The sequence below is a fragment of the uncultured Ruegeria sp. genome (assembly GCF_947504215.1).
Classification (GTDB): domain Bacteria; phylum Pseudomonadota; class Alphaproteobacteria; order Rhodobacterales; family Rhodobacteraceae; genus Ruegeria.
Map to the genome: position 1 here is coordinate 1 of NZ_CANNGO010000005.1, position 16802 is coordinate 16802.

The window sequence follows — 16802 nt, forward strand, 5'->3', positions numbered from 1 at the left end:
GAAGCCGAAGCCGAAGCCGAAGCCGAAGCCGAAGCCGAAGCCGAAGCCGAAGCCGAAGCCGAAGCCGAAGCCGAAGCCGAAGCGCCTTCCGCAGAAGAAAAGAGTGTTGAACGCGTTGTCGAAAAACGCGGCGGGTTTGTTCCTGCGCTGATTGGCGGCGTGATTGCCGCTGGGATCGGATATGTGGTTGGTAACGGTGGGTTTTTGCCCTCGGAATCCGGCAATTCAGAAGCCATCGCGGCGCTTGAGACCAAGCTGACCGATCAGTCGGAGCAGATTGCCAAGCTTTCAAAAACAATATCCGACGGTCCGGATGTCTCGGGCCTGTCAGATCAGCTCAAGGCGCTTTCTGACAAGCTGACGCCGGTTGAAAATGATCTGAACGCGGTGAAGTCCAGTGTGGACAGCCTAAGCGGACAAGTTGGACCCTTGGGTGACAGGCTGTCTGATCTTGAGAAAAACCCGATTGAAGCAAATGTTTCGCCGGAAGCCACCAAAGCCTTTGAGGCTGAATTGGAAAAACTGCGCGATTCACTGGCTGCACAACGCAGCGAAGTGGAAAAGATGGTCTCAGACGCGCAGGCATTGGAAGCCAAAGCCTCAGCCCAGGCCCTCGCGGCGACCAATGCAGCCATCCTGTCGCGCTTGCATGGTCAATTGGATGCCGGTCAGCCTTTTGCCGAGCTAGTTACCGAGCTGAAGGCAGGTGGCGTGGAAGTGCCTGACGCATTGTCGACGCCCGCAGAGAAGGGCGTGCAAACGCTTTCAGCTCTGCGTGCCTCGTTTACCCCGGCGGCGCGTTCGGCACTTTCGGATGCAAGGGATGCGGATAAGGGTACAGGCCTGATTGCCTTCCTGCAGCGTCAAACCGGCGCGCGTTCGGTGACACCGCAGGACGGGGACGGCCCCGATGCAATCCTATCGCGCGCGCAGGCGGCATTGGCCGACGGAGATCTGTCCAAGGTGCTGAGTGAACTAAAATCCCTGCCCGAAGCGGCGCAGACAGCGATGGCTGATTGGGAGCAGGCAGCCCAGACGCGGGTGTCCGCCGTAGATGCCGCAAACACGCTTGCTTCAAGCCTGAACTCGAATTGAAGGACCTGCCATGCTGTGGTCATTGTTTAAGATCCTTGTCTTTGTAGCGATTATCGGACTGCTGGCCCTTGGGGGTCATTTCCTGATGCAAACCAGTGGCGGGGTGCAGATTACGGTCGCCGGCACCGAGTTCACCCTAGGACCGTTACAGTCGGTTATTGCGTTGGGCCTGCTGGTTTTTGCTGTTTGGTTGTTCTTCAAACTGCTCAGCCTACTGATCGCGACACTCAAATTCCTTAATGGTGATGAGACAGCCTTGTCCCGATATTTCGATCGCAGTCGCGAACAGCGTGGCTATCAGGCGCTTGCGGATGGGTTGATGGCGTTGGCCTCGGGTGAAGGGCGTGTGGCCATGACCAAGGCCAACAAGGCCGAAAAACTGCTCAACAAGCCTGAACTGACCAATCTGCTTGTGGCGCAAGCAGCTGAAATGACCGGAAACACCGAAAAGGCGTCCGAGACCTACAAGAAACTCGTCACAAACAACGCAACCCGCTTTGTCGGCGTGCGTGGTATTATGAAACAGAAGCTGGCCGAGGGGGATGATGAAACCGCCCGCAAGCTGGCCGAAAAGGCCCTGGCGATCAAACCGCGCCACGAAGAAACGCAGGATGTTTTGTTGAACCTGCAGACCAAGGCGCAGGACTGGGCCGGGGCGCGATCGACTTTGACCTCGAAGTTGAAGGCCGGATACCTGCCGCGTGATGTGTTCAAACGCCGGGATGCCGTTTTGGCCCTGTCCGAAGCAAAGGATGTTTTGGATGAGACCGCCAGCGTCGAACAGCAGGAATATGCAATCGAGGCCAACCGCCTGTCGCCCGATCTGGTACCCGCTGCCGCAATGGCCGCGCGGGCTTACATCGAAAAAGGTAAATCGCGCCCGGCCACCAAGATTCTGAAGAAGGCCTGGGAGGTTCAACCGCATCCCGATTTGGCGCATGCTTTTGCCGAGGTCGCCCCGGATGAATCTCCTCAGGATCGGATAAAACGGTTCACCGCTTTAACGCGGGTCCATCCTGAAAACATGGAAACCCGCCTGATTCTGGCCGAGTTGAACATAGTGGCCGAGGACTTTCCCGAGGCGCGCCGCGCATTGGGCGATGTTGTCGAAAAACAGGCTGACGCGCGTGGGTATACGTTGATGGCCGCGATTGAGCGGGGCGAGGGTTCCTCGGACGCCGTGGTTCAGGGGTGGCTGGCCAAGGCGCTGAACGCGCCGCGCGGCCCACAATGGGTGTGCGACAATTGTCATGACATTCAGGTCGAATGGGGACCTGTCTGCCAGAATTGCCACAGTTTCGATACGCTGAGTTGGCAGACACCCCAATCCCCTGAAATCGCCAGTGCGACCGGGGTTCATATGCTTCCGCTGATTGTTGGCGCGCTTGAAGATCAGTCTGATTCGGTCGAGATTTCAGAGCCTGAACAATCCGACAGCGCCGAGGTGATCGAGCTTGATGTGGAGCCGGTCGAGGGTCAGGCCGAAAAACAGGCCTGATCTTTCTGTTTCGGCAGGCGATTGTCCCAACCGAATCTGTTTGCTAACGTCAGCCTCGCGTCGGGGAGGGCGCGCAAACCCTAATGCTGGATTACTCGCATAACGCCTGGCTGGTGGCGGCCTCTTTGGCCGTGGCGCTGATGGCCGGGTTTACAGGCCTATATCTGACACATGGCGCGTCCAAACTGGACAACCAGCGCCGCAAATTCATCGTAGTACTTGCAGCCGTTGTACTGGGCGGCGGTATCTGGTCGATGCATTTCGTAGCGATGCTGGGCCTGCAGTTGCCGATCCTGTTTTATTACGACGCCCTGATCACGCTGATTTCGGCATTGGTTGCGATCCTGATGGTGGGTTTGGCGTTGCTGTTGCTGCATTTCCGTCCGCGAACAATGCACACGATCATCGGGGCGGGGGTTATTGTGGGTCTGGGCATTGTGGTTATGCACTATGTGGGCATGGCGGGGATGCAGCTATGTCGCCCGGTCTACAATGCGCTGGACGTGGTGATTGCAACCTTGGCGTCGGTGGTTCTGTCGGTGCTTGCGATCTGGGTCGCCTATGACAACCGGACCCAGCGCAACATCCTACTGGGCACGGTGTGTTTCGGCCTGGCCGTATTCACCATGCATTTCGTTGCCACCGGGCTGACCGATTTTGTCGCCAGCGAAAATGCAGGGGGTGCAGGACCGGCGCTCAACAATCAGGTTCTGGCCATGGGTGTCACGGTTTCCGTGTTTCTGATCTGCGGTGCCTTTCTTCTGACTGGGATTACCTTCATCGGGCCCGAGGCAGAGGTCGCACCAGTGCCCAGCGCCCCGGACCCTATTCCCGGTCCCCAGGTCACTCTTCCCCGCGCGGGCATTCCGTTCGAACGCGAGGGTCAGACGTTTTTCTCCGCGCCCGGAAAGATCGCAGCGATCCGGGCCGAAGGACATTACACTATTCTGTACATGGGCGCAGAGAAACTGTTTTGCCCATGGTCGATAACCGAGGCTGAGGCTCGCCTGAAACCCGATGGCTTTCTCAGGGCGCATCGCAGCTATTTGGTGAACCCAAAACACGTGTCCAGTTTTGAGCGGCACAAGGACAACGGGACCTGCTATTTCGATGGTATCGATGCGTTGACCAAGGTCCCCGTCAGCCGTTCCCGCTTGGCGGATATCCGTGACGCGCTGGGGTTGTGATCGTCGTTCGTGCAGCTCATTCGCATTTCGTGAAACAGACGGCGCGCTCCGTTCCCGCCTGCTGGCGAGGTTAAGGCCACAGCCGCTTTTCTTATCCCAGGTCCCCCAAGGCACAATGTCCGGACCCAGGGAGGAAAACTATGATACCAGCCGGTTTCGAGTATCACCGGCCAGGCGACATCGCCTCGGCCATCGGCATTTTGCAGGAATATGGAGATGAGGCGCGCGTAATCGCGGGCGGGCACAGCCTGATCCCGATGATGAAACTGCGCATGGCCGAGATGGGTCATCTTGTCGACCTGCAAGCGATCAACGAACTGAAGGGCGTCAACGTTGGTGCTGATACGGTCACTTTGGGCGCGATGGTCACGCAGCACGAGTTGATCACCCATGACGGTCTGGGATCAGCCATTCCCTTGATCCGCGAGGCCGCTTTACAGATTGCAGATCCTCAGGTGCGCTATGCTGGAACGATTGGTGGCAACGTGGCCAACGGCGATCCGGGCAACGACATGCCAGGGCTGATGCAATGTCTGAACGCGACCTTTGAATTGTCGGGCCCCGATGGCACCCGCAGCGTTGCTGCGCGCGAGTTCTATGAGGCGGCTTACTTCACAGCACGTGAGGATGAAGAAATCCTAACACGTATCACGATCCCCGTGCCCGGTGCAGGTGTTGGTCAGGCTTATGAAAAGCAAAAACGCAAGATCGGGGATTATGCAACCGCTGCAGCGGCGGTGATGCTTGGAAACGGTCAAGCCTCGGTCGCGATGACCAATCTGGCTGACACACCAGTCTGGTCCGAAAGTGCCAGCGCAGCATTGGCGGATGGCGATGTCGACGGCTGCGTGGCGGCCATGCTGGACGCCATTGACCCTGTGGCCGACAATCGTGGCCCCGTCGAGTTCAAGAAACATGTGGCCGCCGTGATGCTGCGCCGCGCCATCGCTCGCGCTCAAAGCCGCGCGAGCTGAGGGGAGTAAACCATGTCTAAAATGCACGTAAAACTCACCGTGAACGGCAAGCAGGTCGAAGGCCTCGCGGAACCGCGCACATTGCTTATCCACTTCCTGCGGGAAGATCTGAAAATCACTGGGCCGCATATTGGCTGTGAAACCAGCCATTGTGGGGCCTGCACCGTGGATATCGACGGCAAGTCGGTCAAATCCTGCACCACCTTTGTGGCGCAAGTGAACGGCGCCGATGTCACCACCGTCGAAGGGCTTACAAATGACGATGGCAGCCTTGGTGTGCTGCAAGAGATGTTCCGCGAACATCACGGGCTGCAATGCGGTTTCTGCACGCCGGGTATGATCACCCGCGCGCACCGCCTGTTGCAGGAAAATCCGAACCCGTCCGAAGAAGACATTCGCTTTGGCATGGCGGGAAACCTGTGCCGCTGCACCGGATACCAGAACATCGTTAAGGCAATCTCGGCCTCGGCCGACATGCTGAACGCTCAGAAGGAGGCTGCGGAATGAACGACCAGACTCTGACCCCCGAAGAACGCGCCGCCAGCCTCAAGGGTATGGGAAGCTCGCGCAAACGCGTCGAGGACGTGCGCTTTACCCAAGGCAAAGGAAACTATGTCGACGACATCAAGCTGGACGGGATGCTGTTTGGCGACTTTGTTCGATCTCCCTATGCCCATGCGCGCGTGAAAAGCGTGAACAAAGAGGCGGCACTGGCGCTGCCCGGTGTGATCGCCGTTCTGACCGCCGAAGATCTGTCGCCGCTGGGTCTGCATTGGATGCCGACGCTGGCCGGTGACAAGCAGATGGTGCTCGCCGATGGCAAGGTCCTGTTTCAGGGCCAGGAGGTCGCCTATGTCGTCGCCGAAGATCGTTACATCGCGGCTGATGCGGTGGAACTGGTCGAGGTCGACTATGAAGAACTGCCAGTTCTGACCGACCCGTTCGAGGCACTGAAATCCGATGTTGTCCTGCGTGAAGACCTTGAAGGGCAGACCGAGGGCGCGCACGGACCGCGCAAGCATCACAACCACATCTTCACCTGGGAACAGGGTGACAAGGAAGCCACCGAAGCCATTCTGGCAGAGGCCGACGTGGTCGCCGAAGAGATGGTCTATTATCACCGCACCCATCCGTGCCCGCTGGAGACCTGCGGCTGTGTCGCGTCGATGGACAAAGTGACCGGCAAGCTGACGCTGTATGGCACATTTCAGGCGCCTCATGCGATCCGGACTGTTGTCTCGCTGATCTCGGGCATCGCCGAGCATAATATCCGGGTGATCAGCCCGGATATTGGCGGGGGCTTCGGCAACAAAGTCGGCGCCTATGCAGGATACGTCTGCTCAGTCGTGGCCTCGATCGTTACCGGCCAGCCGGTGAAATGGGTCGAAGACCGGATGGAGAACCTGATGTCCACCGCCTTTGCCCGTGACTACTGGATGCAGGGCAAGATCGCGGCGACCAAAGACGGCAAGATCACCGGGCTTTGGTGTCATACGACGGCGGATCACGGGGGGTTTGATGCCTGCGCCGACCCGACCAAGTTCCCGGCAGGGTTCATGAATATCTGCACCGGGTCTTATGACATCCCGACCGCTTATCTAGCTGTGGATGGGGTCTATACCAACAAGGCTCCGGGCGGCGTGGCTTATCGTTGCTCCTTCCGGGTGACCGAAGCCGCCTATTTCATCGAGCGTATGATCGAGGTTCTGGCCATCAAGCTGAACATGGATGCGGCTGAGTTGCGCCGGATCAACTTCATCAAGGCCGATCAGTTCCCGTACCAGTCGGCGCTAGGCTGGGAGTATGACTCGGGCGATTATCACACCGCCTGGGACAAGGCGCTGAAGGCGGTTGACTATGAAGGCCTGCGGGCCGAACAGTCGCAGCGGATTGAGGATTTCAAAGCCGGCAAGACCCGCAAGCTGCTGGGCATCGGTCTGACGCATTTCACCGAGATCGTCGGTGCTGGACCAGTGAAGAACTGCGATATCCTTGGGCTAGGTATGTTCGATTCATGCGAGATCCGCATCCATCCAACCGGGTCGGCCATCGCGCGCCTGGGCACGATCAGCCAAGGCCAGGGCCACGCCACGACCTTTGCCCAGATCATCGCCAGTGAGATCGGCCTGCCCGCCGATGACATCACGCTGGAGGAAGGCGATACCGATACCGCGCCTTATGGGCTTGGGACTTACGGGTCGAGATCTACTCCGGTCGCGGGGGCTGCAACGGCAATGGCTGCGCGGAAAATCCGCGCCAAGGCACAGATGATCGCGGCCTATTTGCTGGAAGTTCACGACAACGACGTTGAGTGGGATGTGGATCGCTTTGCTGTCAAAGGCGCGCCCGAACGGTTCAAGACCATGAAGGAAATCGCCTTCGCCGCTTACAATCAGGCCATACCGGGGCTGGAACCCGGTCTGGAGGCCGTCAGCTATTATGATCCGCCGAATATGACCTATCCGTTCGGGGCCTATATCTGTGTCATGGAGATCGATGTTGATACCGGTGAATGGGATGTCCGGCAGTTCTATGCGCTGGACGATTGCGGCACGCGGATCAACCCGATGATCATCGAAGGGCAGGTCCATGGTGGCGTGACTGAGGCACTGGCCATCGCGATGGGGCAGGAGATTGCCTATGACGAGATGGGCAACGTCAAGACCGCGACGCTGATGGATTTCTTCATTCCGACCGCGTGGGAGACGCCAAATTATACCACCGATCACACGGTGACGCCGTCTCCGCATCATCCGATTGGGGCGAAGGGTGTCGGGGAAAGCCCGAACGTGGGTGGTGTACCTGCGTTTTCGAATGCGGTGCATGATGCCTTCCGCCCATTTGGTTTGGTTCAAAGCCACATGCCGCATGATCATTGGCGGATCTGGAAGATTGCCAACGGCCTGGGGATGCACGGCTAATCGGTTTCGAACCGGCTGTCGCCGGTCCGACCGAACGGAGGGGGTTCTACCCCCTCCGAAACCTCCCCCGGGATATTTTGGGCCAAATGAAGATGGGATCCTGGTTTTGACTTTGAGTGACGTGAAGAACGGGTTGGCCGCGCAGGGCTATGTCGCCGATGATCGGTTGGCGATGGCGTTGCATTTGGCGCAGGACCTGGGGCGACCCTTACTGCTCGAAGGTCCGGCGGGTGTGGGAAAGACCGAGGTTGCTAAGGCTGTGGCGGGCTGGCGCGATACCCGTTTGATCCGGTTGCAATGTTACGAGGGGCTGGACGCCAGCCACGCTATCTATGAATGGAACTATCAGCGCCAGCTTTTGGCCATTCGTGCCAGTGAAGCGCAGGGAGGAACCAGCGAGGCTCAGTTGTTTACAGATGAATATCTGCTGAAACGACCATTGTTAGAGGCTATTTCCGCCGCAGTTCCGCCTGTTCTGCTGATCGATGAGATTGATCGGGCGGATGAGGAATTTGAGGCGTATCTGCTGGAGATACTGTCCGATTTTCAGATTACGATTCCTGAACTGGGAACAGTCACGGCACGCGCGCGGCCGATTGTGATCCTGACTGCGAATGGAACGCGTGACCTGTCGGATGCGTTGCGGCGGCGGTGCCTTTACAGCTTCCTCGACTACCCGCCGCAGGAAACTGAATTGGCGATCCTGCAGGCCCGAATGCCAGATGTCGAGGCAACACTGGCGCAACAGATCGTTGGCGTTGTGCAGGCACTAAGGAAGGAAGATCTGGAGAAAACACCAGGCATTGCCGAGATGTTGGATTGGGCGGCTGCTTTGTCAGGATTGGGGGTCAATGACCTTGCCCAGTCACGCGATGAGGTGCAGGCAACCCTGGTTTGTCTTCTTAAAACCGCCGCAGATTACGACGCCGCCCCGCCCGAGGTAATGGATCGGCTGATTGGAAAGGTGGCATAATGCAGGTCACCCGATTTCCTGCTCGTGCGCATGGGCTTGCGGATCGCATGTCCGGTTTCATTGCGCATTTGCGGATGAATGGTCTGCGCGTTGGCCCAAAGGAAACCGGGGACGCGCTTTCTGTATTGTCGGCGATTGATGCGACCGATGCAGGGCAGGCCCGGCAGGCACTTTGTGCATTACTGGCCGGGGATGCCGAGGATTGGCGCCGCTTTGATGAGTTGTTTGACGCCTATTGGTTCAATGCCGGAAAGCAGCGGGCGGGCACAGCACAGACTGCGCACGTTCGGGTGCAATCGGCGAAACCCATGATCTGGCAAGCGCAGGATCAAGAAGGCAAGGACACTCAATCCGACACAGATCAGGCTACCACTCCTGATCCGAGCGACGGGGAGGCCGAGGGGATGGACGGGAAGCTGATTGCGACCCGCACGGCCAACCTGTCGCGTCGGGATTTGCGCGAAATCATGGATGAAGAGGCGCTAAAACAGGCGGAATCGGCGGCTTTGGCCCTTGCGCGTGCCATTCGGGATCGTCGGTCGCGCAGGCGCAAGCAGTCTCGCAGAGGGTCAGCTTTGGATATGCGACGGATCCAACGTGCCAGCCTTGCACGGGGCGGTGAGCCAATGGACTTGTTTCTTAAAGCTCGACCGCCGCGCCCAATGCGGATTGTGGCGCTGTGCGACGTGAGCGGATCGATGACGGTGTATTCCCGGGTCTTTCTCGCCTTTCTCAAGGGTCTGATCGGTACTGGGACCGAGGCCGACGCTTATCTGTTCCACACGAGGTTGATGCGTGTCACCGATGCGTTGCGCGACCATGACACGCTGCGCGCGGCCGGTCGGTTGTCGTTGATGGCAGAAGGGTTTGGCGGAGGCACGGATATCTCTGGCAGCCTTGAGAGCTTTCTGAACGGGTACGGCGCACGCGCATTGAACGGTCGCACGATCGTTCTGATCCTGTCAGATGGGTATTGCAGCTCAGATCCACAAGCGCTGGGCGATGTACTGGCGCGCATTCGGCGTAAGGCCCGACGCATCGTCTGGCTGAACCCGTTGAAAGGATGGAAAGATTATCAACCTATTGCCGCTGCGATGCAGGCGGCCGAACCGTACCTGGATGCGCACCTGCCGGCCAACACATTAGAGGCACTGGCGGCATTGGAGCCGCAGTTCCGAAAGCTGTGAAAGGAGCCCATATGGTAAATTTCGACATATTCGACACGATTGATCAACTGCGCCAGACCGGAGAGGCGTTCTGTGTAGCGACCGTATTGCGTACCGCGGATGCGACTTCGGCCAAAGCCGGAGGAAAGGCTGCGATCACGCGAGACGGTCAAATCCTGGGCCATTTGGGTGGCGCCTGTGTTCAACGCGCGGTTCGGTCGTCGGCACATGAGGCGTTGGCCAGTGGCGCACCGCAGATGATCCGGGTCAAACCTTCGAAAAAGGTGGTGAACATGACCGATCCCGATGGCGTACAGACGTTCAGAAGCGGGTGCCCTTCCGGTGGCACGGTTGATCTTTTGGTTGAACCCTATCGGCACGCGCCGCGGTTGGTGATATTTGGCGGGTCTCTCATCGCGACCGCGTTGGCCGCGCATGGCGCATTGGCCGGATTTCGCGTTTGCCTGTCTGATGATGCGGAAACATCCGGCGCATACACCCGTTTTGCGCCAGATAAGACGGCTGATTTGGGCATTGAAGCGCGGGACTTTGTGGTTGTTGCATCGCAGGGCCAAGGGGACAGCGTTGCCCTGAAAGCCGCGTTGGAAACGGGTGCGACCCGTGTTTCGATGGTGGCAAGCCGCCGCAAGGCTGATACTCTGACCGCAAAATTGATCGCGCAGGGAATGGATCCGCTGCAGGTTGCGCGGCTCAAATCTCCAGCAGGTCTGGATATTCACGCGATTGACCCGCACGAGATCGCTTTGTCGATCCTCGCCGAGATCGTGATGTGGCGGAACAGTGACAAATCCACGGAGCGGTCCCATGATGAGAAGCTTGCATAGGCGCCTAAGGGCGTTCTGGCCTGTACAACCTGAAACAACTGCCGAAAAAGCGGCGGAAACCGCACTTCTTGTTTTCCCAAGATGTTGCTGAACAAAGGATAGACTTTGATGGAATTGAGTGACGAAATCCGCATCTCGGCACCGCGCGACGTGGTTTACCGGGCGCTGAATGACCCTGACATCCTGCGTGAGTGCATTCCGGGTTGTGAAGAGCTGATCCAAAACTCGCCTGAAGACCTCGAGGCTAAGGTGGTTTTGAAAATTGGCCCGGTCAAAGCGCGGTTTGCAGGGGAGGTGACGCTGGACACGTCGAACGCACCGGATGGGTTTTCCCTGAGCGGAGAAGGTAAAGGTGGTGCTGCCGGCTTTGCCAAGGGTGGGGCCGAAGTCACGTTGACGGAAGATGGTGCCGAGACATTACTGGCTTACACTGCGAACGTAAGTATCGGAGGCAAGATAGCGCAGCTGGGCAGCCGGTTGATTGCAGGGACTGCCAAGAAACTATCTGGGAAATTCTTCACGCGGTTCGGGGAAATCGTTTCAGAGCAGTCTGCGTCCTGAAGTGCGCGACTAATAGGGGTGTTGGTCACGCCGCTAGTCTGTCAGCGGCCAGCATCTGCTGGTGTAATCCGTCATAGCCTCTGAGATAGGATCGATTGGTTCGGCTGATAAACACGTCAAAGCAAAGGCCAAAAGTTTCCCTCGCTGGGGGCCGACAGCGGTCAAGGCTGTTGCGACATTGAGCCAGCCGACCGATTGGCGGCCACCGTGGGCGGTATCTTGACGACACCGCTGTCATATTTCAAATTACCCTCATGGGGCCGCGAACGCCCCGTGAGGCCTAGGCCCAAGTTTCGCATCCACGACACCCGCAACAGCAGGGAGGATGCGCATGAATACGCACCAGAAATTCAAAACCTATGTTCCCGGCCAACATGTCGTTCGGGGTATCCCGTTCAAAGCTCATAAGATCGACGGCTTTACGCCCGAAATGCTCGAACAGCATTTTGAGCAGGTGTATGGCGGCGCGGTTCGCCGCTTGAACGAGATCGAAAAGCAGATTGCGAGGGATGATCGCAACGATGCTCTGCTCGCAGAGCACCTTACTGTTGCCAACTTGGTCATTCTGCACGAACTACATTTCTTATCCCTTGGCGAAGAAGGCGGTGAAGAGCTATCGGATTCGGCTCTAACACAAGCTATTGAAGCAGTTTTTGGCAGCGTCGCAGCCTGGCGGGTCGAATTCTCGTCAATGGCGACGTTGGGAGAAGGTGGTTGGGCTATTCTGGCGTGGTCGGATCGATTTGGTCGGTTGATGAATGTCAGAACGATCGATAGTGCGCAGTTTCTATCCGATGCGGTTCCTCTTCTTGTGCTCGACATGGGAGAGCACGCCTTTTCCGGTGATTTTGGGTTGGACCGGATGGGTTATGTCTCTGCGTTCCTACAAAGTGTTCATTGGGTGCGCGTGGCGGAACGATTCCACCGATCACTGGGTGGGGCGGTGGTGAATGAGAAAGCCGATCCCAACCAGATTTCGATCAGCGAGCTGAAGGACAGTCTTGACCGCGGCGACGATGTTCTGGTTCTCGATGTACGGCACGATGACGACTGCGAACGATACAGAAACCGAATACCGGGAAGCGAATGGCATGACTCTTTTGATGTTGCTGCGTGGGCCAACGACTTGCCCAAAGATAAGCCAGTCGTGGTTTATTGCATGTATGGTTTCTGGGTCAGTCAAAAGGCAGCGGAGGAACTGCGTATGTACGGCATCAACGCACGTAGCCTTTCAGGCGGTGTTACGGCGTGGCGCGCAATGGGCTACTCATCGTCAAGCGATATCGAATAGGCGTTACTTTCAGGTGTTCCATTTGATGAGGCTCGCAGTCAATCCGCGAACAATTTCTGTTTTCCAGAAATAAGGTTAGATAAAAGCAAACATATCGAGAGCGCGAGGCGGATTCTAAAACATGGGTATGTTGATCGACGGCCGATGGGACCAAAACGCGGACAGATCAATGCTGTCCGGCACCTACCGCCGAGAAGCTAGTGTTCTGGCTACGATCATTGATGCGGATGTGTTGCATGCTTTGCGGCACGATCCAGATCGGTTTGTGTTGATCGCCTCAGCAAGTTGCCCATGGTCTCATGCGACGGTGATTGTGCGGCAGCTAAGCGAGCTTTCTGACAATGTGCCAATACAATGGGCAGGCGGGCGACGTATCGAAGGCTATGGCCTGCTGCCAGAAGGGCCGATTACGCGATTGGGCAATATCAAACACGCCCATCAGCTCTATTCCCTGACCGATCCCACATACACCGGTCGCGCAACAGTGCCGATGCTATGGGACAGCAAACGTCAGCTGGTGCTGTCCAATTCCTCGGCCGACATAATCTTGGCGTTTAATCAAGCTGGCCGGGGCCCCGAGCTGCGGCCAGACAACTTGGCAAGCGAGATTGATAAGCTGACCAGTCAGATCTTTGATGGCCTGTCAAATGCGGTCTACCGCGCTGGCAAAGCCGAACGACAAGGCGAATACGATGATGCGGTCGACACAGTGTTCGACACAATGGATCGCCTTGAAGATCGATTGATGGATCAGCGCTTTCTCTTTGGAGATAATCTGACGACCGCTGATATTCGCCTTTTTGCTACTCTGGTACGGTTCGATACTGTGTACGCAACGCATTTTCGCTGCACCAGAAAAAGACTGGTGGACTATCCAGCTCTCTGGCGCTTTACGCGCCGTATTTACCAGGGCCCAGGCGTGAAAGAGACTGTTAATTTTGAAGAAATTCGCTTCGGCTATTACGTAAATGACGGAAGCCACAATCCGTTTGGGATAATCGCCCAGCAACCCCAGATCAATTGGGATTGTCGCGACGGGCTTTAAACCATCGCCCAGATCGTGTCCCCCAAGTCATGGCAAGCGCGACCGGGTGGTCAGGTAGCGTTCGAAGATGCTCATGAGCGGGCCTCGGATGATTGAACCTGCAGTTTTCCGGATGTCAGCGCCGCAATGGCAACCATCAAAGCGGCCGTGCCCAGCACAAGCGGCAATCCTCCGATCTGGTAAGTCAGGCCGGACAGCACGGTGCCCAGCAACCGACCGGATGCGTTTGCCATGTAATAGAAGCCGACATCCATCGTGACCCGCTCGGCCTGCGTAAAGGACAGGATCAAGTAGGAATGCAGCGAGGAATTGACCGCAAAGATGGCACCAAAAACCAATAGGCCAATCACCAGTGTGATCGTTAGCCAAGGTTCAGGACCAGAGGTCATCAATACGGCACCCATGAGGGCAGCGGGTACGCAAAACAACAGCGCGGCCCAACTGCGCGCGGCACGGATCAGGTCGTCTTCGGATCGCTCAGCGGCGCGCAGGATCTTTGGCGCGCTGGCCTGGACCGCTCCGTATAGGATAACCCAAACGGCCATGAACGTGCCGATCATGAAGAACGCTGCTCGGTTACCGTCTTCCGTTCCGTCGGACAGCACGGCGTAAAAATAGATCGGGATGCCAACGACAAACCAAACATCGCGCGCACCGAACAGAAAGACGCGCGCCGCCGATAGCCAGTTTACATTGGCAGATTTCGAAAACACCTCGGAGAATTTCGCGCCTTTGCGGCCCTTGGGCAGGCCGGACGGCATCAGGATCGCAACTGCGATCAGGATCGCACCCAGCACGACCGCCATGACCAGAACGGCCCAGATAAATCCCAAAGTCGCCAGCAGTGCCGCGCCCAACAGGAACCCAAGACCTTTGATTGCGTTTTTGGATCCGGTCAGCACAGCGACCCAGCGGAACAATCCGCCGCCCTCAGTCGGTGCCAGCAGTTTCACGGCGGATTTCGAGGACATCTTGGCCAGATCCTTGGCGACCCCGCTGGCCCCTTGCACGATCATCACAAAGGCAACCGAAACCCCGACGGTCCAGCCCGGATCAAGCTGCGTCAGCGTCAGCAGCGCCAAAACCTGCAGGCCAAGTCCAGCATAAAGGGTCGAGGTCAGCCCAAAACGTGCCGCGATCCACCCCGCCGCAAGGTTGGTGGCCATCCCTGCAATCTCGTAGAGCACGAATAGATAGGCCAGCTGAACCGGTGAGAAGCCCAGAGTGTGAAAGTGCAACAGCACCAACATTCTGAGTGCTCCGTCGGTCAGCATAAAGGCCCAATAAGCCGCAGTGACTGCGATGTAGGCCGACAGCCCCTCGGGCCGTTGGGTCAAAGCGAGGCACCAACCATCAGGGCAACATCGACCAGACGATGCGCATAGCCCATTTCATTGTCGTACCACGCGTAGATCTTCACCTGCGTGCCGTTCACCACCATGGTCGACGGCGCATCGATGATCGAAGACCGTTCATCATTGGTGTAATCGGTCGAAACCAGCGGGCGGGTTTCGTAGCCGAGAATTCCCTTCAACGGGCCGTCGGCCGCGACCTTGAAGAAGCTGTTGACCTCTTCCGCCGTGGTCTCCCGTTCGACCTCGAAAACGCAATCGGTCAGTGATGCGTTCAGTAGCGGAACGCGCACCGCGTGGCCATTCAGTCGCCCGGTGAGCTCGGGGTAGATCAGGGTGATGGCCGTGGCCGACCCGGTGGTGGTCGGGATCAAAGAGTTCAGCGCAGACCGCGCGCGGCGCAGGTCTTTTGCCGGACGGTCCACGATGGTCTGCGTATTGGTCACATCATGGATTGTAGTGATTGACCCGTGGCGGATGCCGAGGTTTTCGTGGATGACCTTGACCACCGGGGCCAGGCAATTGGTGGTGCATGAGGCGGCCGTCACGATGCGGTGCGCGGATGGATCATAGGTTTCTTCATTGACACCGCAGACGATATTGGCCGTTGGACCATCTTTGACAGGCGCCGAGACGACAACCTTCTTTACGCCCGCTTCGAAGTACGGGGCTAGTTTTGCCTCGGTCTTGAAGACGCCGGTGCAGTCGATCACCACGTCGACCCCGTCCAGAGGCAGGGCGTTCAGGTCTTTGACACCGATAAAAGGCAGGCGGGTTCCGTTGATTGTGACACTGTTTTCGTCATGCGTGAATGTGGCATCCCAACGTCCGTGAACGGTGTCGAACTCGAGCAGGTGGGCATGCATTTCCGGATCACCTACTGCATCGTTGACCCAGGCAATCTTTGCACCCTTCTCTAACAAGGGTTTCAGGGCGAGCTTTCCGACCCGGCCCAGCCCGTTCACAGCATATGTCGTCATGTCATTTCCTCAGATGGTGTCCTGCCGATGTCATCGACGGCGGATTGCAGCGCTATGCGGTCCAGGCTTTCGACCGGCAGCGATGTAAACGCCTCAATCCGACGTTTCAGCGCCCCGTAAGCGTTCTGGAACGCCAGGCTTTTCTCGGCATCGGTGCCGGTGGCTTTGACCGGATCGACCATGCCCCAATGCCCGCTGATCGGCTGGCCTTCCCATGGGGGGCATTCCTCGTTTGCCGCCTGATTGCAGACGGTAAACACGAAATCCATTTCCGGCGCGTCCGACCCGGTGAATTCCGAGATATTCTTTGAGCGCAGTACCGACGTATCGTGGCCTTTTTCGTTCAGGACATGAAGGGCAAACGGGTTCAGCTTGGAGTTGGGCTGTGTTCCCGCAGAAAACACATTGAACTTGTCGCCTGCAATTTCGCGCAGCAGAGTTTCGGCAAAGATTGAGCGGGCGGAATTGCCCACGCAAATGAACAGGACATTAAACTTTCGGTCCGTCATGGCGTCACCTCCTTGGGTGAAGGGCATGCAAAGATCAGGGCGACCACGGCAGCAATCAACGATCAGAAAGTCGAGCATGCGTTGCACGTTTTTCATTTCAACAGAATAGAGCAGAGATGTTCCTGAGCGTGTCTGCGACACCAACCCCGACCGTTGCAGCGCGTTCAGATAATTCGACAGGGTGCTGGGTTTGATACCCAGTTCCGATGAAAGCTCGCCTGCCGGAACAGTGTCAGGAAACCGTCGCATTAACATGCGAAACACGCTGATACGCTGGGGGTGGCCAAGGATGGCTAGCTGATTTGTTATTTCTTCTATCATATTTCATGAAATATAGAATTAACAAGCTTGTGTCGAGTCAGATCTGACAACGCAGATCACAGTTTTTAAGCTCTTACCGAAGCC

At 57.4% G+C, this 16802-nt stretch carries 15 protein-coding genes; 12 read left to right on the top strand and 3 right to left on the bottom strand.

Features of this window, described 5'->3' with window-relative positions; all coding sequences use genetic code 11:
- The 12 genes from Q1B21_RS10625 to Q1B21_RS10680 all read left to right on the top strand — a co-directional run.
- Window positions 1–1095 (top strand): hypothetical protein (locus Q1B21_RS10625; RefSeq protein ID WP_299889202.1); only part of this gene is annotated, 1095 nt, incomplete at its 5' end.
- A gap of 10 nt (window positions 1096–1105) precedes the next feature.
- Window positions 1106–2593 carry a heme biosynthesis HemY N-terminal domain-containing protein gene (locus Q1B21_RS10630; RefSeq protein ID WP_299889204.1) on the top strand — a complete coding sequence of 496 codons (1488 nt, stop codon included), beginning with the start codon at window positions 1106–1108 and terminating at the stop codon, window positions 2591–2593.
- 83 nt (window positions 2594–2676) lie between these two features.
- Window positions 2677–3780: an MHYT domain-containing protein gene (locus Q1B21_RS10635; protein ID WP_299889206.1), complete on the top strand. Its 1104-nt coding sequence runs from the start codon at window positions 2677–2679 to the stop codon at window positions 3778–3780.
- A gap of 140 nt (window positions 3781–3920) precedes the next feature.
- A complete protein-coding gene (locus Q1B21_RS10640) occupies window positions 3921–4754 on the top strand; it encodes a xanthine dehydrogenase family protein subunit M (protein WP_299889208.1) in 834 nt (277 codons plus the stop codon).
- 12 nt (window positions 4755–4766) lie between these two features.
- On the top strand, window positions 4767–5261 hold the full coding sequence (locus Q1B21_RS10645; RefSeq protein ID WP_170667693.1) for a (2Fe-2S)-binding protein: 495 nt from the start codon (window positions 4767–4769) through the stop codon (window positions 5259–5261).
- Window positions 5258–7675, top strand: a complete 2418-nt coding sequence (locus tag Q1B21_RS10650) for an aerobic carbon-monoxide dehydrogenase large subunit (RefSeq protein ID WP_299889211.1) — start codon at window positions 5258–5260, stop codon at window positions 7673–7675. Before Q1B21_RS10645 ends, Q1B21_RS10650 begins: the two co-directional genes overlap by 4 nt.
- A gap of 106 nt (window positions 7676–7781) precedes the next feature.
- The gene (locus Q1B21_RS10655) at window positions 7782–8648 is read left to right on the top strand and encodes a MoxR family ATPase (protein WP_299889213.1); all 867 of its coding nucleotides are present in this window, start codon (window positions 7782–7784) and stop codon (window positions 8646–8648) included.
- Entirely contained in the window at window positions 8648–9835 is a 1188-nt protein-coding gene (locus Q1B21_RS10660) for a VWA domain-containing protein (RefSeq protein ID WP_299889215.1), read from the top strand. Before Q1B21_RS10655 ends, Q1B21_RS10660 begins: the two co-directional genes overlap by 1 nt.
- 11 nt (window positions 9836–9846) lie before the next feature.
- Window positions 9847–10659, top strand: a complete 813-nt coding sequence (locus tag Q1B21_RS10665) for an XdhC family protein (protein ID WP_299889217.1) — start codon at window positions 9847–9849, stop codon at window positions 10657–10659.
- Window positions 10660–10767: 108 nt separating this feature from the next.
- On the top strand, window positions 10768–11220 hold the full coding sequence (locus tag Q1B21_RS10670; RefSeq protein ID WP_298937901.1) for a CoxG family protein: 453 nt from the start codon (window positions 10768–10770) through the stop codon (window positions 11218–11220).
- Window positions 11221–11551: 331 nt separating this feature from the next.
- Window positions 11552–12511: a Fe-Mn family superoxide dismutase gene (locus Q1B21_RS10675; protein WP_299889219.1), complete on the top strand. Its 960-nt coding sequence runs from the start codon at window positions 11552–11554 to the stop codon at window positions 12509–12511.
- Between the two features lie 121 nt (window positions 12512–12632).
- A complete protein-coding gene (locus Q1B21_RS10680; protein WP_299889221.1) occupies window positions 12633–13556 on the top strand; it encodes a glutathione S-transferase C-terminal domain-containing protein in 924 nt (307 codons plus the stop codon).
- A gap of 71 nt (window positions 13557–13627) precedes the next feature.
- On the opposite strand, the gene arsJ is transcribed toward Q1B21_RS10680, so the two are convergent.
- Genes arsJ through Q1B21_RS10695 form a run of 3 tightly spaced genes read right to left on the bottom strand, consistent with a single transcriptional unit; the run spans window position 13628 to window position 16718 of the window.
- Window positions 13628–14893, bottom strand: coding sequence for an organoarsenical effux MFS transporter ArsJ (gene arsJ, locus Q1B21_RS10685; protein ID WP_299889223.1), 1266 nt, complete (start codon window positions 14891–14893; stop codon window positions 13628–13630).
- Entirely contained in the window at window positions 14890–15888 is a 999-nt protein-coding gene (locus Q1B21_RS10690) for an ArsJ-associated glyceraldehyde-3-phosphate dehydrogenase (protein ID WP_299889225.1), read from the bottom strand. The genes arsJ and Q1B21_RS10690 overlap by 4 nt, the downstream gene beginning before the upstream one ends.
- The gene (locus Q1B21_RS10695) at window positions 15885–16718 is read right to left on the bottom strand and encodes a helix-turn-helix domain-containing protein (RefSeq protein WP_299889227.1); all 834 of its coding nucleotides are present in this window, start codon (window positions 16716–16718) and stop codon (window positions 15885–15887) included. The genes Q1B21_RS10690 and Q1B21_RS10695 overlap by 4 nt, the downstream gene beginning before the upstream one ends.
- Between the last annotated feature and the right edge of the window lie 84 nt (window positions 16719–16802).